Genomic DNA, 21766 nt, shown 5'->3' with positions numbered 1-21766 from the left:
ATAAATTATTAAGTGAAACAATAGTTATCTTTCGTAAGTTTATTACTTTTGTGCTTGCAAATGTATGTTTCTCTGTGCGGATAAACAAGAACGAACTTCAGAATAAGGAACTTACATAGAGATAACTATTGCTGGAACTCAATGGAATAGAAAAGATTAAAAAATGAAAAATTTTCATCCTACAGGGACATGTCCTATCAGGGACGTACTGTGCCGGCTGGGCGACAAGTGGTCGATGCTGGTATTGGTGACGCTGAACGCGAACGGAACGATGCGCTTCAGTGACATTCATAAAACGATTGATGACATTTCGCAACGGATGCTGACTGTCACGCTTCGAACACTGGAAACCGACGGACTGGTACAACGAAAGGTGTATGCGGAGGTGCCCCCACGAGTGGAGTATTGCCTGACGGAGACGGGACGCAGTCTGATTCCGCATGTAGAGGCGTTGGTAGGCTGGGCACTGGACCACATGACGGTGATTCTTGAACACAGGGAAGGAGAAAGGAAATGAAGGTAGAGCAAGTGTTTTCTGACAAGAAGCGTTTCCTCGATTTGCTCCTGCTGGCAGACGAACAGGAGGATATGGTGGACCGCTATCTGGAACGTGGGGAGATGTTTACCTTGTACGACGGGGGAGAGCTCAGAGCGGCTTGTGTGGTGACCAACGAGGGGGAAGGTATTTACGAGCTGAAGAATATCGCGACTTATCCGGAGAGCCAGCGCAAGGGCTACGGCAGATATCTGGTTGAATTCCTGTTCCGTCACTATTCGGATAGATGCTCGGTTATGTTTGTGGGGACGGGCGATACTCCACACTCACTTTCGTTCTATCAGTCTTGCGGATTTGTCCCTTCCCACCGCGTTGAGAATTTCTTTACCGACCATTATGATCATCCCATCTGTGAAGATGGAATTTTGCTCCGGGATATGGTTTATCTGAAGAGGGAAAAGTTATAATAGTCGATGTTTTCTTTGGTCAGAAGGTCAATTGGCATGTAGTTGGTGCATGTCACCTCCTTTTTGAATATCAGGTGGTCACATAGAGTCCTGATACTGTTGAATCCTTGCAACTCGGGTTGCTGGGCAATCAGGAAAGAGACGGTGCTCTCCTTCAGGCAAGCCACGTTCCGTTCGAGCAGGTCGTAACCGATCAGGTTGATATTGTTTTTCCGACGCATTTTCAAGTATTCACCGATGATGTATACTTTCGAATTGAACGTGATCCCGTTCTTCACTTCCGGATGTTCGCTGAAGAAGTCGTCCAACATACGGTTGTCTTCAATATTCGGGTCGGCGTGCAGGTCGAGTTCAAGGATATTGCAGTCGGGATGATGCTCCCGCATATATTGGCGGAAACCGATTTCACGGTTTTCCTGCTGGTTCGATCCGATCACCCCTTCGTGTATCTTACGGAAAATCACGATTTCCCGGTCGTTTCCGGCAAGCAGCATCAGCATACGTGCCGCAAAGTATCCGCTTTGGTGGGAGTTCTGACCGAAGAAGGCGAGGGGAGGGACATCTTTTATTTGTGAATCGATGTATATATAAGGTATACCCAACCCGTTCAGTGCATCGGTGAATTCTTTTGTGTATTGCGGTATGGTAGGAGCAAACATCACTCCGTCCGGGCGTTCTTCAATGACAGCCCGGCTGGTTGCTGCAAACGAATTGTAATCATAAGGATCGTAGTGAGTGATGTCCACTGAGATATTGAAATCGGAATATGTGCTAACCGCTTCACGGATACCTTTCTGCACGTCTGTCCAGTATTCACCTTCCAGATGCTTGGGTAACAGGCAGGCAAAAGTGTATTTCTTGTTGGAGGCCAGCGCACTGGCATACATATTGGGCTGGTAGTCCAGTTGCTTCAGGATTTCTTCCACCCGTTTCCGGCTTGCTTCCGATACTCCGCTACGGCCGTGGAGCACGCGGTCGACAGTTCCTACAGATACGTTTGCCAAACGGGCAATATCCTTGATTCTGATTCTTTCTGGCAATTTATTCATGCGTCTTCTTTATTTATGCGGGGTTTTGTGCCCGGACACAATAATAGTTTTATTTCTATGGACACAAATATATAATAATTTTTGTAATCATGAAAATCTGTGTATCTTTGTGTCCGCACACGGACTTTGCCGGTGTCTATTTTATACATTGCTATTGTTCATATATCCAGTATGTTATTGAGAAGATTGGGGGGTGAATAATAAATTGTAACTGAACAATTAAGATCGATCGTTTTAGAATAGAAACAAATTAAACTCAAAACTAACTAAATATAGAATTATGAGAAAGAAAGTCGTTACGTTAGGCGAAATCATGCTCAGGTTATCTCCTCCGGGAAATACTCGTTTTGTTCAATCGGACTCTTTCGATGTGGTGTACGGTGGGGGTGAGGCTAACGTAGCTGTGAGCTGCGCTAATTATGGCCATGATGCTTATTTTGTAACCAAGCTGCCTGAACATGAAATAGGGCAGTCGGCTGTAAATGCACTCCGCAAATATGGTGTGATGACAGATTATATTGCCAGGGGAGGCGACCGTGTCGGCATCTATTATTTGGAAACCGGTGTTGCCATGCGCCCCAGTAAGGTGATTTACGATCGTGCGCATTCCGCCATTGCCGAAGCCGATGCGGCGGATTTCGATTTTGACAGGATTATGGAGGGAGCCGATTGGTTTCATTGGTCGGGTATTACTCCCGCCATTTCGGACAAAGCAGCCGAATTGACCCGTTTGGCATGTGAGGCTGCCAAGCGTCACGGGGTGACCGTGTCGGTCGATCTGAATTTCCGTAAGAAACTGTGGACAAAGGAGAAGGCACAATCCGTGATGAAACCTTTGATGAAGTATGTAGATGTCTGCATCGGTAATGAAGAAGATGCGGAGCTTTGTCTGGGATTCAAGCCCGACGCGGATGTGGAAAGCGGACATACGGATGCCGAGGGGTATAAGGAGATTTTCCGGCATATGTCGGAAGAGTTTGAATTCAGCTATGTTATCTCGACACTGCGTGAATCTTTCTCCGCGTCACACAATGGCTGGAAGGCCATGATTTATAATGGTAAGGAATTCTACGTTTCCAAGCACTATGACATCGATCCGATTGTCGACCGGGTAGGTGGTGGGGATTCGTTCTCCGGAGGCATTATCCATGGTCTGCTTACGAAGCCTACACAGGGTGAAGCGCTTGAATTTGCCGTGGCGGCATCGGCATTGAAGCATACCGTCAGCGGAGACTTCAATCTGGTTTCTGTGGCAGAAGTCGAGGCGCTGGCCGGAGGCGATGCGAGTGGACGTGTACAAAGATAAATTCAATTGTAAATAAATAGATATGGCTAAATTTGATAAAATGGCTGTCCTGACTAAGATGGGGACAACGGGCATGATTCCTGTATTCTATCACGAAGATGTGGAAGTGGCAAAGAAAGTGCTAAAGGCCTGTTATGAAGGTGGCGTCCGTGCTTTTGAATTTACAAACCGGGGGGATTTTGCCCAGGAGGTATTTGCCGGAATCGTGAAGTTTGCAGCCCGTGAGTGTCCGGAAATGGCTATGGGTGTCGGTTCTGTGGTCGATCCGGCTACTGCGGCTTTATATATACAGTTGGGGGCTGACTTCGTGGTAGGGCCGCTATTCAATCCGGAGATTGCTAAGATATGCAATCGCCGGCTGATTGCATATACACCGGGATGCGGTTCGGTTTCGGAAGTGGGCTTTGCGCAGGAGGCCGGCTGTGATCTTTGTAAGATATTTCCGGGAGATGTATATGGTCCGAATTTTGTAAAAGGCCTGATGGCTCCGATGCCATGGTCCAAGTTGATGGTGACCGGTGGGGTGGAACCTACGAGGGAGAATCTGACGTCTTGGTTCAAGGCAGGTGCGTTCTGCGTAGGCATGGGGTCCAAATTGTTCCCGAAAGATAAAGTAACGGCCGGAGACTGGGGATATGTCACCGGGAAATGTGCCGAAGCCTTGGCTTACATTGCCGAAGCAAGGAAATAGGTGAAGTTTTCCGGTGTTTTTTTCACCACAGATTACACGGATTCCCACAGATTTTTGATTGTTCTTATCCATAAGATAAATCATTAATCTGTGGGAATCCGTGTAATCTGTGGTGAGCCTTTCTGTCAGCCCTTCTTCACCAGCTTCTTCAGTAAACGTGTAGCTGTGAATGACTGGCGGTGGAAGATAAATACCGGTATGGCAGCTCCTACAACCAGGGCAAACAACACAAAGATAGTGGTACTGCCATTGTGGAAGAAATCTACCAGATATTGCAAGGAGGCAGTTTCATCCTTGGTCTGCATAAACTTTGTCAGTGCCAGGATACTTTTATAAGCGAACATTCCCGGAATCATCGGCAGGAGAGACGGGAACGAGAATACCTCCGCCGGACAATGGATTGCCTTGGCAAAGGGGATGGCTAACAAACCGATAGAGACGGCAGCAAAGAAAGAGGCTGTGGCGATGTCCATCGTGAACAGATGCGTATGCATCAGGAAGTAGCGTAATCCGTGCCCAACGGCCGCCAGAAAAGCAGAGATCAATATGGCTTTCCGGGGTGGATTGGAGATGATGGCAAATCCGATGGCGGCAATGGCGGCGAATGCGCCGTCGAGTATAGTGGCGGTTATAAATTCTATATTCATCATAAAGTGCTGATTCCGGTGATTAAAAGGGTCATTGAAAGGCCGATTGCTATACAAATAATAAGCAGACAGGCATTAATAAATCTCGATGTTCCCGCCAGTACATGTCCGTCGATGATGTCCATGATGGAGTTGATCAGTGGTACACCCGGGATCAGGTAGAGGACGCTGGTACCCAAAGCCATATCCGGAGTGGTTCCCCAGTGCATCAGGTAGCCTGTGCTGCCGATCATCGAGGCGATGAACGAAGAGATGATGAATACTGCCAGATGATTCCAGTGACGTCCCATTAGTTCGGTACGGACGAAGAAGCCTGCCAGGGTGGCGGCGAATACGATACCCATAGAAATAAAGTCACCTTGGAACAGGCGGCAGAATGACGCATTGGCAAAAGCAACGAGGATCAGTACGAGCCATTTGCTTTCGCGCGGCTTGCTGACTATTTCGTGATAACGTCGCTGGAGTTCAGTGAGAGACAGATGCTCGTCATACGCTTCCCAGCTCAGGGTGCTGAGGGCGGAGTTGATGGCGAAATTCAGCCCCATGGGTTTGATTTTGTTTACTGTGCTGTACGAGTGTGAGTTATCGGCGTCGCGTAACGTCATGATGATGGTTTTCTGAAAGATGGTCATGTCACAGAAAAAGCCGAAAGACTCGGCAATTCGCGATGTGTTTCGTACGATGCGTGATGTCTGTACACCTACGGCCATCAGGCTGGTGGAATATTCAGACAGGAATTTAGATAGTTCTTTTAATTCTTGGTGGATGTCCATAAGGTTTTGATTAATTATGAGCTTTTCTTGTCTTGATGATGCGGTGGATTATCAGGGCAGCAATATAGGCAACGGCAAATCCGATAATGGAAAAGATGGCCGTTTCCTGTTCTTTGAATGATTTCCGGTGCATGGCCGGTGTTGTGGCTGTGTAAGCGGTGGTGGAAGTAGTGGCTTCCGTGGAATAGGTTGCTAACATTTCTTTTTACTCTTTCTTAAATCAGTGATACATACATGTTGCTTTTCCACATTTCCGGTGAAGGGAATGCGGTTGATGTGTCTGTATAGTGCTTCGATTCCGGTTTAGGTCTTAGATGGGGGATATCCTTTTTAACGGGTGAATTGCGTCTTTTCGGGGGACAAAGGTAATCAAAAAAATTGCAGGCAAAAGGAGAAGCAGGTTTCTTTTTGGAGAGTTGTTGATCTGTTTCAATTGAAAGGAAATGATATTTGCATAAAGGCGGAATTCCCGGAAAGTTTGTTTCCGGTTGTTATTCAGAGCCGTGAGACAGCATTGGGCTTTTGATTCGTGGGGGGAGAAAAAGATTTAAGAGTTTCCGAAAAAGACTTAAACGTTTTCTGAAAAGACTTAAACGTTTCGCTGAGAATGCTTAAGTGTTTCACTGAAAAGACTTAAATGTTTGAGGGCAAAAAGGTTCAGGTCTTTTGTTTGCCGGCCGACAACCGGATACTGAAATTCCCGTCTGCAGAGTGCCGGATGGGTATATCAGCAGTTCACCACAGAACAGCAGGCTACACAGAGAAGATAATTGCTTGGATTATCTGTAAACCGCATCTCTGTGTGATTTGCTGATCTGTGGTGAAACAGACTCTTGACATGCCCTTTTATACGCTGTTTGCCAACTTTCGGGGGACAGTCCTGTCGAGAGTACTTATTCTTCCGGGACGTAGATGATTTCCCCGTTATCCAATTCATAGGCAATACCTACCTTCTTTCCCTTCTTGCCGCTTTTCTGCTGGTCTTCCGAAGGAGTATAACGGTTGATCTTCTGTCCTTCTTTGGTGATGATTTCCATATTCTCTTTTCCGGGGTTTTTCACCATGGTGTAGTCTTCCTGAGAGAACACTTCGGTCATGTTGTAGCGGCTGACAAGAGCTACCATCAAGGCTACGGCAAATACCATGGCTACATCGAACAGGTTCGATACGACGCTGATCGGGTCGGCATCTTCTTCTTTTCTGAGCAGGTTTCGTTTCATCGGGCCGCACGTTTTTCGTTCAACAATTCGGAAAGAAACTCCAGATTGGTCATATCCTGAAGATACCAGCGCTGTTTCACCTGTTGAGTGAGGAACCCTACGGCTCCAGCTACCAGTCCGACAACGGTAGTGGCAAAAGCGATCTGCATGTTATAGGCCATCGAAGCGATGTCACCGCTTGCCAGTCCGGCAAGGGCGGGACCCATCGGAATAAGCGTGCCCATCAATCCGAGGATAGGGCCGAGCTTGGTCAGTGTTTTAGAAATGGCGAGGTCTTTGTCGGCTGCAATCTCGAAGTTGGCGAGCAGGCGTTGTACCTGTGCCGGACTATCGTGTGCTTCGAGTACCTGGCGGATATAGGATATGACGAGGGATGATGATTTCTCCGGCAATTTGGCTGCCAGTTCAGTTACAGTGGCAGGAGTGAGTGCGTTCAGTTCGTTGCGGAGCAGTGCCTCTGTCTTGCGTATCGAGAGATACTGTCCGTAGAAACTGCCGACCAACAGAAGTGCACGGCCGAATAATACGATAAGCAATACGATAACAGGAACGAGCAGTCCTGTAGAAATCCAATATAAAATGTCTGATATGATATTCATTGTCGATCAGTTTTAAAAAGTTGATTTACCTGTTGTTTTTATGATTGATTACTTTTTTTCTTCAGTCTCCACCATCCGAGTCCGATGGCGCTGCCGATGACGGTTATTCCTCCGACGCCGGCCAGTGCTCCCCAGTTCACTTCACTGACTCCGGCTACGGAAGTCTGTCCGTTCACGGTAGCGACAATCCCCAGGATGGCTACCAATGCATTAGTGAGGAAGAAGAGTTCCAACCGCAGTTCTTTCTCCGGAAGGAGATAGAGCAGCACCCGGCGTCCCACGGGGATGGCTATTAACACACAAGCGGCATACCCCCACGCCACGGTGGTGAATGGTGTCCCCGGGAAAGCAAAGATAAGATAGACCAGCCCGCTGAATAATACCGGGAAGATAAGCAGTCCCGGAAACCATCTCAGGAATCGGTAGGTGAGCAGCGTGCGGGGCTTTACCGGATAGGCACTGGCAACGTGTACCGCCAGCATGGCATAGGCCATCTGGAGGCTGACCTCGATAGTCAGTAAAACGGAAGTGTCCAGCATCAGGGCGGTGTTGTCCAGCCAGTCGGCAATCTGTGTTTTCGACTGCTCGATGGCATACGGCCACATCAGCCCAGCAAACAGGGCGGCAACGGCAGCGATGATGCCTACCGCCACTGCTTTCCAGAAAGTCTGTTTCAGCAGAAAGTTGAATGCTATTAACAGCATTAATACAAGTACGACTGTATCCATACTCCTGATTATTCTGATGTTTTACGACGTTTGCGGACAAAGAGTACGAGTGCCAGTATCACCACTACTACGGCTGCACCCACGGCAATGTTGCTCAGGGTTGTCTTTTGTTCTTCCGGTGTCTGGTTTATCTCTTCTTTCTTCATCACCATTCCTTTGGCATCGCCCGAAGCTTTTGCTTCACGTATCCTGGTGATGTTTTCCTTGTACTGTGCGGCAGCCGGAGCATCCGACTTGGAAGCGATGTATTCGCGCAGTTTGGCATTGTCGCATACAAAACCCGAGCACGACGGACGATACTTGTTTACCGTTTCGGTATGGAGTTTTGCCAGTTCGGCAACCTGCTCGGCGCTTGCTTTCCACAGACCTTTGCGGGCACTTTCGAGCATGACGGCAGTCATCTCTTCAAGGGCGGCGGGACTTTGTGTTTCGAAGAACTCTTTCACGTTCAGATTGTATTCGTCTTTTACGTATACATTGTAAATGTTGTCCCAAAGTTCTTTGTCGATGGCGGCAGGTTTCATCACGTTCCAGCCATATGTATTGGTTACAGTCTCGGCAAACTCGGCGGCAGAGGAAGAACCGCCTTTCATCTTCTCTTTGATGTAAGCGGGGTTGAGGATGGTGGTGCGGCTTTCTACACCGACAGCCTCTTTGACTTCTTGCATGCGCATGTGGTTACGGTTGCGATAATCGCTCAGGTAAGCGTCGGGGTCCTTGCCGGTCACGTTGCGTACGGCAAGGTTCATGCCTCCCATAAACTCGTATACGTGGTCGAGACTCAGTGCCCCCCATGTATTGCTCTGACGAGGCTGAACCACTACATCCGTACGGGTCAGTGCGGCTTCAAAAGCATATTTCCGGAAGGCCTCCCAGTTCTTTTCGCTACCGTAGTAAGCACCCATATTATTAAGGTAAGTGGCGGCTATTTCTGATTCATTTTCCCAGCGGTCACCGGATTCGACCATCTCCTGGATACCTGTGCCGTACATTCCGTTGGCACCGCCGAACACACGGAAAGCAGCCATCTCACGGGCATCCTTCGGGCTTACCCCTTTCTCGGTCAGTGCCCGTTCGGCTTCTACCACACTTGCCGCTACCTGGTTTTCATATTTGTCGTCTTTGGCAGCCGCGGCCATCTCTACCGCACGGTTGATCAGGAAAAGGCGGGATGCTGCAATATCACGGAGCTGTCCCGATGTCTGTACCACTACGTCGATACGGGGGCGCCCCAATTCGGCCGATGGAATCAGCTTCAAGTCACTGACACGCCCGAAGGCGTCACGAACCGGCTCTACACCGAGCATATACAATACCTGTGCGATGGTAGCTCCTCCCGTTTCAATGAATTCGGCAGACCAGAGTGTGTAGCTGACTTTACGGGGAATGCTGTCGTTATGACGGCTTCGGTAAGTTTCGATGGTCTGTTTGGCCAGTGCCACTCCTTTTTCCCAGGCCGACTCCGAAGGAGTGGCTTCTGCGTTGATGGCGTACATGTTGCGTCCTGTAGGCAGAGTGTTGGGGTTCGCAATCGGATCACCACCGGGTGAAGGTGCAGTGTATCCGCCATTCAGGGCATTGACCAGGCTGGCGAGCTCTTTCTCGGGGCTGTCGGCCAACTCCGTCTTATAGTTACCCACGTTTCGGATGGTGCGTTCCACCTCCGTCAAGGCAAGGGCAAAGTTGATTTCCTCTTTGCTGTATTCTTTTGGGGCAGGTTTCTTTTCCACTTTTTGAGGATTCATCTTTGCTTCCATCTTCTTCAGGGCTTCCGGACTGGCACCCATTTTCTTTGCCATTTCCATGGCCTTGGACGAATCCATGTGAGCACCCATCTCTTTCATTTTCTCCTTCATGGCTTCCGGCATCTTATGTGTTGCCTTTCCGGTCTTGTCCTCTGCCTTGTTTTTGGCAGCGGCAGCCATCATCATCGCCATCATTCCTTTCGGAGCATTGCGTGAAGCTTCTATTTCGCGTGCTTTCGCCAGTTCTTCGGGGCTGACACCGGCTGTACGGCAGATCAGTTCGTCTGTTGCCAGTGCAGGGTTGCTTATCAGTTTTTCTACCAAAGCACGGGCCGGATTCAGGTAACGCTGCGTAAAGAGGGAGCGGTGCTTCTCTACATCGGCTGTCGCTTTGCCACGTTGTTTGTCGAGTGACAGGAGGCTGTAAGCTATCGGCTCGGTTGCCATGGCAAGTACGGAAGAAGTGATACGCTCCGGTTCATAGGGTATACCCATTGTATAAAGCTGTCCGGTGATTTTTTCCGTGGCCAGTTCTTCGGCGAAGTTCTCCACACGTGCCACTTCATCCTCGCTGTATGGGCGGGTTAGTAAGCTGTCCAGTCCCAGTTCACGGTGAATGCCCAGTTTCACGGTGAGTGCTTTCACGGCAAGCGACTGCTTCTCTTTCGATCCGGTGGCATTATTGTAAATCTTGATTTTCTCCATCAGGTCACGGTAGATACCCCGTACGCTACTTTCGAGGAAAGGAGGCGTGAGGTAAGATTGCAGGGTGGCATACGAACGGCGTTTGGCTATCATGCCTTCTCCCACGTTGCCGATGGAATAAATGTAAAGGTGCGGAAGAGTTCCCACAAGGCGGTCGGGCCAGTCGTTGCTGCACAGCGCCACCTGTTTCCGTGGAGTGAATTCAAGGCTTCCGTGCGTACCGAAGTGAATCATCGCATCTGCCTTGAACCCGTGCTGCATCCAGAGGTACGAAGCGATGTAAGTGTGGGGAGGTGCGGCATTGGTGCCATGCACCACCTGGAAGGCATTGTCTCCGCTGCCGGCTGCCACCTGCGGCATCAGTACTACATTGCCGAACTGCAACCGTGCGATGCCCAGACGTCCGTCGGACGTAGTCATGTATTGGCCGGGGAACTCACCGTTGGCAGCTACCACTTCAGCGTATTTCTCGGGACGGAGCGATGCTTTCACCCAACTTTCGTATTGCTCTTTGGTCACCAGTTCGGGGTTACCGGTTTTCATAAATTCATCAAAAGCTCCCTCTGCATACATGCCGAATACGGCTCCCTGTGCCTGGATCATTTTCTCCAGGTCCTTGGCATTGGCAGGGAGGTTTTCCACCCGGTAACCTTCTTTCTTCATCCTCAACAGCAGGTTGTAGAGCGAGGGGCCTACTTCCATTCCGCTTGCTGTCAGCGCATTCTGTCCAGGACCTTTATAGTAGACGATGGCTATGTGCTTCTCGCTGTTGGGTTTTGTTTTCAGGGAGAGGTAGTTGTTCACTGTGCTTACGAACGTTTCCAACCGTTCGGGAACAGCAAATGAATGTTGCAATCCTTCGTCATCTTTGTATTGGGCAAAGAGGGCGAACGGGCGGATGGCACCGTCAATTTCCGGTGTCACTACGCTTTGCGAAAGAAACCCGCCGGACATACCCATCGGGTCGTTTTCCCAGTCTTCCACCAGACTGTTGATGGTGAGCGGGGCGAAGAGAGGAATGTTGTGCTCTTTCAGATATTCCACCATGGCGTCGCCCATGCGTCCGTGTGCCATGTTGATAACGGCATCCGGTCCGATTTCACGGACGAACTCCATGAACCGGGTGAAAGAAGAGACCGGATACACGTTGTGTCCCGCCTCTTCGAGTGCTTTAATCAGTTCCGTGGCATCCGCCATCTGTCCGGTGATCACAATCTTGCGTGCCCCCTCTTTATAGAGTCCGTTTTCGCGGAGAAACTTTTCATAATCGGACACGTTTAGGAATTCCATTTCGTCATCCGGATTTTTCACTCCGGCGTGGTAGAGAAGATCGGTCGGTTTCTCTACCGGTGCTTCCGGTGCAGGTGCTGAGATCAGCTTGCCGTCAATCTCTTTGCGGACATACGAAAGCAGATTCCGGTAGTTTACCTTTCCGGCATGGGTAAGATATTGGCGTATCTGTTTCATCTGTACCGAATCGAGGTTGCAGATATTGTTTGCGGGGTTGGTTGCCATGGAGGTGTACACCGGTACGCCTTTGTCGGCTGCCCGTTGTATCAGTTGGCGCTGCTCTTCGACGATGCGCAATCCCATACCGTTGACGAACACCATATCGTAGTTCGTCAGTTCGTCCAGGTGATCCGTAGAGACTTCTCTTAGTTTGACAAACGAGTTGTCGTTCGCCTTTGAAATATTTCCCAGATTGATGGTCTGGAAATTGACAAAGGCAATCTTCGTGGCACTGAAACAGGTCCGCCAGACAAATACTCCGACGAGTATTGCCGCGGCCACGCAACAGGCTGTGATGATTTGTTTCTTTTTCATATTGCTTCTTGTTCTTTGGTTTATTTCGTTCTTATTATATGCCGATCGTACGATCGGAGATACCGGCTGACTTAGCCTCTTCCGCTATTTTCTGAACATCTGATCGATGTCCAGCGATAACCCTACGGAAAAGTTGGTTCCCGTTGTATAGGGCGAATTGGCGTAATAATAATCGGGGCGATAGTTGAACAGGTTGTTGACAGCCATATTCACATTGATTCCCTTCCATACTCTTTGTGTGAGGATCAGGTTCCACATGGTATATCCCGGATAAGTTACTTTTTCCGTCCCTGCATTCGGATCATTGGAGGTGTATTGGTTGGTTTTCACCTGTGACAAAGCCCGTCCGTCCAGTGACAGATTGAAGTCATAATGATCCCACGTCTTGCCGTATTCCAGCCGTACCGTAGCCGAGTGGGGGCGGGTAGAACTGAGTTTCGTTTGTCCGTTACGCATGAACTCGTGGATGTACGTGTACGAGATGCGTGCACCTATGCCGCAAGGATATTTGGCGGAAGCATTGGCATCGATTCCGGCAATGTCTACCCGTGGAGTATTGATATACTTTTGTGCGATCATTCCGTCGGTATCTCTGAAAGAGGTGTACTCGATGCGGTCGCGCACCATGTTATAATATCCTGTCAGCGTAAAATTATAACGGTTTTTGGTGTATTCTCCCGAGAGCGAGAAGTTATGGCTGGTTTCCGGGTCGAGATCCGGGTTACCGTAAATCATCATGGTGTTTGCCATGTAGAAATTCATGTGCATCTCCTTCAAAGTTGGCGAACGGAATCCTTGCGCATAAGAGCCCCTCAGCGAACAGTTGCCTATCTTGTACATCAATCCCAGATGGGGTGAGAAATGGCGCACGTCCGATTCGGAGAAGTAGTCGAATCGCAATCCGGCAATTACGTTGAAATGCTCTGTCGGGTTCCAGTCAAACTGCCCGAAAGCATCGGCGGAATGCATCGTATAATCACCGCTCTCCTTGAATTGGTACGACATCAGGTAGTCCCTCAAATAGTCGCCTCCGACCGTCAGCGTATTTTTATCGTTGAAAGTATAATTGTAAAGGGCGCGTACACTATGTTGCACATTGCTGTAGTCGCGGATATCATTTTTGTACGATACCAGATAGTCGCTCTTGTCATACTGGTCGAATGTATAAGCCAACTCCAGATTGCTTTTCGTGTTGAAGTCATAATTCCCTTTCAGACCGCCACTGAATCCGCGATAGCGGTTCTTGGTCTCTGAGGAGGCATCCCGTTCGCGGAAATAATAACCGGCACGCGCCGTCAGCCGTAGCTGTTCGTTCGGGGTGAACATCAGGCGTTCCTTTACGTTCCAGGTCTTGTTGCCCCTAATGGTTGTATAGTCTCCCCGTTTTACGTGGATGGAGTCTATGTTGGTATATTGTACGTTAGTCTGGCTGTAGAACTTGCCGGCATTGAACCCTACTGTACCTCCATGTCGCTGATCGTTATGTACTCCGAAACGAGTATTGAGGTTCAGGTTCCACGGATCGTCCGAAGCCTTGGTGATGATATTGATTACCCCTCCAATGGCACTCGAGCCATACAGCGTAGAGGCCGCGCCTTTTACTATCTCCACTCGTTCTACATTGTCCAGGTTGAGGCGGTTGTAGTCTATATTATCCAGTGTTTCTCCAGCCAGGCGTTCGCCGTCTACCAGAAAGAGGACGGCATTTCCGCCGAATCCCTGCATATTGAGCTTTACCTGTTGATCCATTGAATAAGAAAACTCAATACCCGGCAGTTCCACTTGAAGCAATTGCCCGATGTTGGTTGCGTCCACTTTTTTCAGATCGCTGGCTGTAATTACCCGGGTGATGATCGGAGCGTCTTTCAGCAGTTTCGGAGTACGTGTTCCGGTGATAACTACGGTACCCAGATCCATCTGATCTTCTTTCAGGATGAAGTCGAGACGGCCTTGCCGGGCGGCCGTTGTTTTCTTTGTAGTGGTTACATATCCGACGAAGGAGACTTGAATAGTGTACTCCTTCTGGTCAGGCAGTGCCAGGGTGTAGTGTCCTTCCGTATCGGTAGTGGTACCGACGGATGGTTTTTCTTTTAGAGTAATGGTAGCGCCTACCAGTGATTCTTTGTTGGTATCGATCACTTTACCGGTTATTTTATGTTGTGCGGCAGCTGCTGTCGTCAACAAGAGGGCTGCGAAGAGGCAATATGCCGATTTTAGTAGTCTTTGCATATCTATTTTTATTTGTCTTTATCAGAGCATTATGGTTCGTATGGGTAGAGGTAGTCAAAAGTCATGTATCCCTTTGTGCCCGCAGCATTCATATAACTCACCAAGCGGATGGCAGCCATTGTGCCGTCTTTCATCTTGAGCAGATATACTTTGTTGGACGGAGTGTAAATGGGGGGCATTTCACTGGTATCGATGTTGAGCCATTTCGAAAGTTCCGGATTGTAGTCCGATGGGGCGTAGATCAGGTATCCGTCATCTTCCATCATGTGTGAAACATCGACAGCTATTTTGTTCGTGGTCCATTCGTCGGCGACAAAGGTACCTTGAGGCATGCTGCCTGCGTTTTTCAGTGCATTCAGGCTTTGGTATTCGGTTTCAAGCACTTCACCGCCATTGGTCTTTACATCGTATCGATGAATGGCAAGATCCCATGCGGCCGGATCATCCGCACCTTCTACGGTAACCTTGGCCGAGTCAATCTGCAGGCTGTGCAGGTTGATATAGTTCCACTTTGTATATTGGGTAGCGTCCACCCGTACTGTACCGCTGTGATTGGCACGGTCTATTGCAATGAAACCGAAATCCTTTGCAGTTTCCGGTTCGTCATAGATGTTACTCAATATCCCATTACAAGCTGAGAACGATATGAGTATCGTTCCCAGCAGAGTAATGGCTAAACAAAACAAAGTCGCCTTTTTCATCTTTTTATTTCTTTCCTTTAAATTGTGCAGTAATATCAATTGGCATGGCACCTGGTTTGAAGGTGAAAGTAATGTTAGCTTCACTATTGGTCACCGTACCCGAAATAGTTCCGGTAATTTTGGTGTTGTTGGTATCAGTAGCGCTAATACTTCCCTCTATTTTGAAAGTGCTATTGTCTGCACTGGTAACTTTAACATCTGTTACAGTGAAGTCTCCTAAATTCATACCTTTGCCTGTTTCAGATTTATTCAAATTGGAGAGTCCCTTAAGAGTGACCTCTACAGTATCGTCAGATGAACGTTTCATGCTGACTTTACAGTCTGTAATATCCGGATACGTAGTCGATCCGACGCTGACTGATAAATTGGCTTCTTTGCTGTAAGTGCCCGAAACATGATATGACAAAGGTAGTGTTCCCTGGATAAACTCAATGGCAAGCCCTCCCATCACACTTGGTACATTAACTTTGAGGGTTAGCTTTTTCTGATCATCTACACTTCCCGTGAGTGTAAAATCCTTTGTGCCAGCAGGTTTATCGTTCATAGAAAGTTCTACCTGGCCTGATCCCTCGAATGTTTTGGAAGTAACTTTGATATTATTCAATTTAAACTCACCCGATCCGGAATCATAATTTATATTAATAGTGCCATCCTCATTAGGCGCAATTGTTACTACTGACTTTTCTCCCATTACGTAGTCAGTAAACATTGCACAATTACCTATTGAGTAACCTTCGTATTTTCCGGCTACATCCTGAGGCTTATTCGTACCATCATCATCGTTATTACATGCGCTAAAAAGAGATAACATTCCCAAAAGGAGAAGTGTGCTCGGTGTAAATAATTTCTTTTTCATTGTTAAAAATATAAATGTTAATTAATAGTGCTTGTCCTTCTTATTGTATTGTATCGTCATCCCACATATTTAAAGTATATCGTGGAATCCATAATCTTGAATTTGTATCGTCTTCTGATATTGTTCTAAACTTATAATCTGTACACAGAAATTTGTTTAAATGTTTGTTTAAGACTGTTATATAACCATCCGGAGTGAATTTTAGACTCCAACTTTTTTCATCGTGACTGGCTGGGGCAGATTGATATGGTTGGAAATCACGATATGATAGAAGATAGCTCATGAATCCTATTGCTGACATTTCTTTTCCATATTCACCTTGGCAATAGAGAGGAAATTTATAACCTTGGTCACTTGGAGCTTTTGCTAATTCTCCGGTTTTTTCATTTTGTAGTTTATACATAGGTGTACTTTTGCCTGTAACTATCTCTCCGCTTTTACTACCTATTATACCTAAATTACTCCCTCTCTTTTCTAATTCAGCAAGTATTTTGGTTTTTATTTTAGGATCATCTACAAGTTCCCAAATACCAATCATTTTCTTTGTGTCACTAGCCACTAAAACAGATGTCTTTTTATTAATACTTTTTATCCATTCCTTGTAATTGAAAATATCTGAGTTGATTGTCCCATCTTCTTCTATGTATCTTTTTACAGCCTGAATTTCTGATCCCCCTGCTTGGAGAATAGTTAATGATGTGTTCTTTAAGTAGTTACTTTTGCTTATTGAAGAGGCTGTAGATGCACTGATTATTTTAAAAATTTTGGTTGAAAACTTAAAGAGTTCATCTTTATTATCAGAATGATCTATAGCTGATGTTACTACACTTAATTTTCCACCTAAAACGAAATCTACAAGTACATGTGTACCGTAATCATTTATGATTTCTTTTCCGCTGGCATGCTTTAATGCATATCTAAATTCATCAGTTAAGAAGTATTTTAGACGTTCTATACTTGAGGAACTTAAGTATAATCTACGGACATTTCGAATAATATCCATCTTATAAAAAGAATATTCATCTTTTGTTTCAAAATTACTGTCGTACTCTGCAGAAAATTGTATTCCTCCCCACGGAAGAAAACCTAGCTTTAGTTTACCTTTTGCGGAAATGGATTTTTTAAACTCTTTTTTGGATTTCTCAAATACTTCGGTAGCTGTGACATCTCCATGCATCATGGATTCTTCTATAGTACCTTTTGGAAATATTTTTTTTTCACCTGTTATTGGATCTATTCCCACACCTGACTCGAATCTTTTTAAATCGATAACTTTATTAGCAGCTCCGTTTGGATTATCTCCTGTTGCATATAAACAGTTATATCCATAACCTATTAAGTCATTGACTCCATCCCCCGAAGAACGAGTTATTTGAGGAGAATATGTGATAGTTTTAATTGTGATTCCATTTTCTTGTGGCAATTGATCCAATTCATTATTAGGATTATCTGTGACCAGATCTGTTTTATTGCATGATACTATAATGAAACTGATTCCCAAAAGACTTAGTTTGATCAATAGTTTGGAATAATTTTTATATGAAATTTCTTCTCTTTTCATTCCTATATTATTTTATTTATAACTGTTTGCAAAGGTAGGTGCACTAAAAAGGTGTTACAATACCTAAACAGAATGAAAAAGGTTGGCTTCAGTACCTATTAATAAGTAGATGTGTTAGCGAATAGAGAGCGAAAAGCTGGTTTGTGCTATGATCTGTAAAAATATGGTATATACAAGCAAGGAAATACAATTTTACTTGGCTATCTATTTTGTATATTGTCATCATATGTGTGGTGAAGAATTGAAATATCATGTAGTAGTTATGAGTCTTCTGAAAAGTGATCTAAGTGTTATGTTATTGTCTGAAAACAATTCAGTTATTGAAGACAATAATATTCCATGTAAGAATAGGAGTAGCATTGCGGATGGTCGTAGCGGAAGTTTTGGTGAAAACCGCAGTAAGGGTGGTGAAGTATCCCACCGCTTCTGAATATTGAGATCTCTTTATACTATAATAGTACGATAAACTTTGCTCCCTATATGTGATTACCGGTTGCCTGATAATTAGGCATTAATAGGTATTGTCTTCCCACAGTGCTCTGCGTACTTTTGTGCCATTACTAAAATTTCGAAGTTATGATGGAATTAATCAGCAAAACCCGTAATGGAATGATAACCTACTGTGCCCACTGTAAAGTGTATCATCTGGAATTTGGCAACCTCTTCTTTCGTCTGTCCGAGGCCGGTCTTGAATGTCTCCGCAATTATATTGTATCAATCAACGGATCTTATTGTGAGAAGGCAAACCGGAAAATGAATGCTAACCGGAAGATCTTTCTGAAGTTGCCAGCACAGAATGTTTATTTCTGTGTCTGCCAGGCTGAACTTGAAGAACTGAAGTCTCTGGTGTTACTACAGGCACCGGCCGGTGAAGAGGCAGACAACCTGATCTCTTTTATGTATGATATTTCATTGAACTAATTTGTCTGCCGGACTGTTTTAAAAGTAGATAAATATCTTATCGATAATGGTACATTCTCACGAACATCATCATGAGCACGTCCATGAGTTGACGTCGCTCAATAAGTCTTTTATAATTGGCATTACGCTGAATATTTTGTTTGTCCTCGTTGAGTTCGGCATCGGTTTCTATTATGATTCTTTGGGTTTACTCTCCGATGCCGGACACAATTTGGGCGATGTGGCAAGTCTTGTGTTGGCTATGCTCGCTTTCCGGTTGGCAAAAGTGCACCCTAACAGCCGTTATACGTATGGTTATAAAAAAAGTACGGTATTGGTATCTTTGCTCAATGCTGTCATCCTTCTGGTTGCTGTCGGTATTATCGTCACTGAAAGTGTGGAGAAATTATTTCATCCTGTTCCCGTTGAAGGTGCTGCCATTGCTTGGACAGCCGGGGTAGGGGTAGTCATCAACGCCATCACAGCCTGGCTCTTTATGAAGGACAAAGAAAAGGATCTTAATGTGAAGGGAGCTTATCTGCACATGGCTGCCGATACGTTGGTATCAGTGGGAGTAGTCATTTCGGGTATTGTCATCATGTACACCGGCTGGACGATTGTCGATCCGATTATCGGTCTGGTGATTGCTGTTATAATTGTTATATCAACCTGGGGCTTGCTGCATGACAGTCTTCGCCTCTCACTTGATGGAGTCCCTGTAGGCATCGATAGTGGGAGGATCGGACAGGTTATATTGGAACAATCTGGGGTAGAGGGATACCATCATCTACACATCTGGGCGTTGAGCACTACCGAGACAGCCTTGACTGCCCATATTGTGATAAACGATTTACGCCGCATGGAAGAGGTGAAGCACAAGATCAAGAACGAACTGGCACATGCCGGTGTCAGCCATGTCACTTTAGAGTTTGAGTATAAAGGGGCTTGTTGTGAAGGGGAAGATTGTATGTGTTGAGAAAATCAGTTCTTCTTGAAAAGCAATTTGTCAATCTGATATTTAAAACGTGTCAGAATCCCCTGTTTGGCTTCCTGTCCGGAGGCCTTGGAAAAAAACGCAGGGAAATCGCTTCACTCTTTTTTGTATTGGCAGATATTACATCCGTCCGGTTGCCATCCGATAGCAATTGGAATCCATTTTGGTAAATAAGGGTCTTCTTTTATATTTCTACTTTCTATTTGATCATTTGTCTATAACTTGGACAGTAGGTGAAATAGAAGGAAAAGATCTTTTCAATGTCTTTTCCTCACTTGGATAATACCTTCCACTCCGTATCATTATGGTATATTAGCCGGAGGGTTACGCCATCCCGGCCGGATGGTGTAACCCTTTTGTGTTTATCCTTACCCGTTTTTGCCCGGAAGTCCGTAAATTCACCCTGTTTATACTGCCCTGGGAAGGGGGGAATCCGTTCGCTTCTGCCGAATTTTCTTCTGTTTGCTCTCTTATTGCGGTTGTACGTGTTAGTGAATTCTTTTCTTTTGCATCTTTTTGTTAATGATCTACCCCATATGTCTATCTTTATGTTTATAAATACTTTGCAGACCTTGGAAATTACTTCTTCTTTTACTATAACCGAAAACAGTTTTTTACGTACCTTTGCACCACTAACAACTAAAATTAACCTTTTTATTTATGTTTACTGACTTATTGCACTCCTCTTATTTCTCGCTCTTCCTTATCGTAGCGTTAGGCTTCATGTTGGGAAGAATCAAGATCAAGGGGCTATCGCTCGATGTGTCGGCGGTCATCTTCATTGCCCTTCTTTTTGGGCATTTTGGTGTAATTATCCCAAAGGAACTGGGTAATTTCGGATTGGTACTTTTCATTTTTACGATCGGTATCCAGGCAGGTCCGGGATTTTTCGATTCTTTCCGTAGTAAAGGGAAGACGCTGATCATCATTACACTTCTTATCATTGCTTCGGCCTGCTTTACGGCTATCGGTTTGAAGTATGCTTTCGATATAGATACTCCCAGTGTGGTAGGTCTGGTTGCCGGAGCGCTGACCAGTACGCCGGGTCTGGCTGTTGCCATCGACAGCACCAATTCTCCATTGGCGTCTATCGCTTATGGTATTGCCTATCCGTTCGGTGTGATTGGCGTCATCCTGTTCGTGAAGCTGTTGCCTAAGATTATGCGTATTGATCTTGACAAGGAGGCCCGTCGCCTCGAGATAGAACGCCGGGGACAATTCCCGGAGTTGGGGACCTGTATCTACCGCATCACGAATCCGAGCGTATTTGGCCGCAGCCTGATGCAGATCAATGCACGTGCCATGACAGGAGCCGTTATTTCACGTCTGAAACATCAGGAACAGATATCCATCCCGACAGCCCATACAGTGCTTCGTGAAGGAGACTACATCCAGGCAGTGGGTAGCGAGGAAGCATTGACCCAACTGGCCGTACTGGTGGGTGAACGTGAAGAAGGTGAACTTCCATTGGAAAACACGCAGGAGATAGAATCGTTGCTGTTGACCAAAAAGGACATGATAAATAAACAGCTGGGCGACTTGAACCTAATGAAGAATTTCGGCTGTACCGTGACCCGTGTTCGCCGAAGCGGCATCGACCTTTCACCGTCACCCGATCTGGCACTGAAGTTTGGTGATAAACTGATGGTGGTGGGCGAGAAGGAAGGTATCAAAGGAGTAGCCCGTTTACTGGGAAACAATGCCAAGAAGCTGTCCGACACCGATTTCTTCCCTATTGCCATGGGTATTGTGCTGGGAGTCATTTTCGGTAAGCTTAATATCTCGTTCCCTGGAGGATTATCTTTCTCACCGGGATTGACTGGTGGTGTGCTGATGGTGGCTTTGCTGCTGAGCGCGGTGGGTAAAACAGGTCCTATCCTCTGGTCTATGTCAGGCCCTGCCAACCAGTTGCTCCGTCAGTTGGGATTGTTGCTTTTCCTGGCCGAGGTAGGCACATCGGCCGGTAAGAATCTGGTTGCTACTTTCCAGGAGAGCGGTTTGTTGCTGTTCGGAGTAGGTGCGGCCATCACCCTCGTACCGATGTTGATCGCTGCGTTCGTTGGGCGTCTGGTGTTTAAAATCAGTCTGCTCGATTTGCTGGGTACCATAACCGGTGGCATGACCAGTACACCGGGGCTTGCCGCTGCCGATTCCATGGTAGACAGCAATATCCCGAGTGTAGCTTATGCAACGGTATACCCGATTGCAATGGTATTCCTGATCCTGTTTATACAGGTGATAGCAACGGTAGTATACTAAGTTATTCCACCGGAGA

19 protein-coding genes are annotated in these 21766 nt (G+C 46.5%); 7 read left to right on the top strand and 12 right to left on the bottom strand.

Features of this window, described 5'->3' with window-relative positions; all coding sequences use genetic code 11:
• Positions 1-163: 163 nt before the first annotated feature.
• Positions 164-517, top strand: coding sequence for a helix-turn-helix domain-containing protein (locus DBK98_RS17420; RefSeq protein WP_005778426.1), 354 nt, complete (start codon positions 164-166; stop codon positions 515-517).
• A complete protein-coding gene (locus DBK98_RS17415; protein ID WP_005806711.1) occupies positions 514-963 on the top strand; it encodes an N-acetyltransferase in 450 nt (149 codons plus the stop codon). The genes DBK98_RS17420 and DBK98_RS17415 overlap by 4 nt, the downstream gene beginning before the upstream one ends.
• On the opposite strand, the gene DBK98_RS17410 is transcribed toward DBK98_RS17415, so the two are convergent.
• Positions 939-2012: a substrate-binding domain-containing protein gene (locus tag DBK98_RS17410; RefSeq protein WP_032537027.1), complete on the bottom strand. Its 1074-nt coding sequence runs from the start codon at positions 2010-2012 to the stop codon at positions 939-941. The two genes, DBK98_RS17415 and DBK98_RS17410, sit on opposite strands and share 25 nt — an antisense overlap.
• Before the next feature lie 280 nt (positions 2013-2292).
• Between DBK98_RS17410 and DBK98_RS17405 the strand changes: the two genes are divergently transcribed.
• Positions 2293-3318 (top strand): sugar kinase, encoded by a 1026-nt coding sequence (locus DBK98_RS17405; RefSeq protein WP_032537028.1) that lies wholly within the window; start codon positions 2293-2295, stop codon positions 3316-3318.
• Positions 3319-3340: 22 nt separating this feature from the next.
• Positions 3341-4009, top strand: a complete 669-nt coding sequence (locus DBK98_RS17400; protein ID WP_005778416.1) for a bifunctional 4-hydroxy-2-oxoglutarate aldolase/2-dehydro-3-deoxy-phosphogluconate aldolase — start codon at positions 3341-3343, stop codon at positions 4007-4009.
• Positions 4010-4134: 125 nt separating this feature from the next.
• Here the strand turns inward: DBK98_RS17400 and DBK98_RS17395 are convergent, their stop codons facing one another.
• The 11 genes from DBK98_RS17395 to DBK98_RS17345 form a co-directional block, all read right to left on the bottom strand.
• Complete coding sequence (locus tag DBK98_RS17395) at positions 4135-4659, bottom strand: threonine/serine exporter family protein (RefSeq protein WP_080714601.1); 525 nt, start codon at positions 4657-4659, stop codon at positions 4135-4137.
• Positions 4656-5429 (bottom strand): threonine/serine exporter family protein, encoded by a 774-nt coding sequence (locus DBK98_RS17390; RefSeq protein WP_005778412.1) that lies wholly within the window; start codon positions 5427-5429, stop codon positions 4656-4658. Before DBK98_RS17390 ends, DBK98_RS17395 begins: the two co-directional genes overlap by 4 nt.
• Before the next feature lie 10 nt (positions 5430-5439).
• Positions 5440-5628 (bottom strand): hypothetical protein, encoded by a 189-nt coding sequence (locus DBK98_RS17385; protein WP_022011527.1) that lies wholly within the window; start codon positions 5626-5628, stop codon positions 5440-5442.
• A 694-nt stretch (positions 5629-6322) separates the two neighbouring features.
• Complete coding sequence (locus DBK98_RS17380) at positions 6323-6649, bottom strand: DUF2149 domain-containing protein (RefSeq protein WP_005778408.1); 327 nt, start codon at positions 6647-6649, stop codon at positions 6323-6325.
• Positions 6646-7248 carry a MotA/TolQ/ExbB proton channel family protein gene (locus tag DBK98_RS17375; RefSeq protein ID WP_005778404.1) on the bottom strand — a complete coding sequence of 201 codons (603 nt, stop codon included), beginning with the start codon at positions 7246-7248 and terminating at the stop codon, positions 6646-6648. The genes DBK98_RS17380 and DBK98_RS17375 overlap by 4 nt, the downstream gene beginning before the upstream one ends.
• 38 nt (positions 7249-7286) lie before the next feature.
• Complete coding sequence (locus DBK98_RS17370) at positions 7287-7976, bottom strand: hypothetical protein (protein ID WP_032537029.1); 690 nt, start codon at positions 7974-7976, stop codon at positions 7287-7289.
• Positions 7977-7984: 8 nt separating this feature from the next.
• Positions 7985-12250: a cobaltochelatase subunit CobN gene (locus tag DBK98_RS17365; protein ID WP_032537030.1), complete on the bottom strand. Its 4266-nt coding sequence runs from the start codon at positions 12248-12250 to the stop codon at positions 7985-7987.
• 84 nt (positions 12251-12334) lie between these two features.
• Positions 12335-14479, bottom strand: coding sequence for a TonB-dependent receptor (locus tag DBK98_RS17360; RefSeq protein ID WP_032537031.1), 2145 nt, complete (start codon positions 14477-14479; stop codon positions 12335-12337).
• A 29-nt stretch (positions 14480-14508) separates the two neighbouring features.
• Complete coding sequence (locus DBK98_RS17355; protein ID WP_005806696.1) at positions 14509-15180, bottom strand: HmuY family protein; 672 nt, start codon at positions 15178-15180, stop codon at positions 14509-14511.
• A 4-nt stretch (positions 15181-15184) separates the two neighbouring features.
• Entirely contained in the window at positions 15185-16036 is an 852-nt protein-coding gene (locus DBK98_RS17350) for a calycin-like domain-containing protein (RefSeq protein ID WP_005806694.1), read from the bottom strand.
• A gap of 40 nt (positions 16037-16076) precedes the next feature.
• Complete coding sequence (locus DBK98_RS17345) at positions 16077-17597, bottom strand: MAC/perforin domain-containing protein (RefSeq protein ID WP_005806692.1); 1521 nt, start codon at positions 17595-17597, stop codon at positions 16077-16079.
• 576 nt (positions 17598-18173) lie between these two features.
• Between DBK98_RS17345 and DBK98_RS17340 the strand changes: the two genes are divergently transcribed.
• The 3 genes from DBK98_RS17340 to DBK98_RS17330 all read left to right on the top strand — a co-directional run bounded on the left by DBK98_RS17340 (position 18174) and on the right by DBK98_RS17330 (position 21750).
• Positions 18174-18518 (top strand): DUF6686 family protein, encoded by a 345-nt coding sequence (locus tag DBK98_RS17340; protein ID WP_005806689.1) that lies wholly within the window; start codon positions 18174-18176, stop codon positions 18516-18518.
• A 46-nt stretch (positions 18519-18564) separates the two neighbouring features.
• Positions 18565-19473 (top strand): cation diffusion facilitator family transporter, encoded by a 909-nt coding sequence (locus DBK98_RS17335; protein ID WP_005778390.1) that lies wholly within the window; start codon positions 18565-18567, stop codon positions 19471-19473.
• A gap of 678 nt (positions 19474-20151) precedes the next feature.
• Positions 20152-21750, top strand: a complete 1599-nt coding sequence (locus DBK98_RS17330) for an aspartate:alanine exchanger family transporter (RefSeq protein WP_005778385.1) — start codon at positions 20152-20154, stop codon at positions 21748-21750.
• Positions 21751-21766: the final 16 nt, after the last annotated feature.

This window comes from Bacteroides sp. PHL 2737, from assembly GCF_004115325.2.
Lineage (GTDB): Bacteria > Bacteroidota > Bacteroidia > Bacteroidales > Bacteroidaceae > Bacteroides > Bacteroides hominis.
The sequence above is the reverse complement of the archived record's forward strand: the minus strand, read 5'-3'. Positions and strand labels throughout refer to the sequence as shown.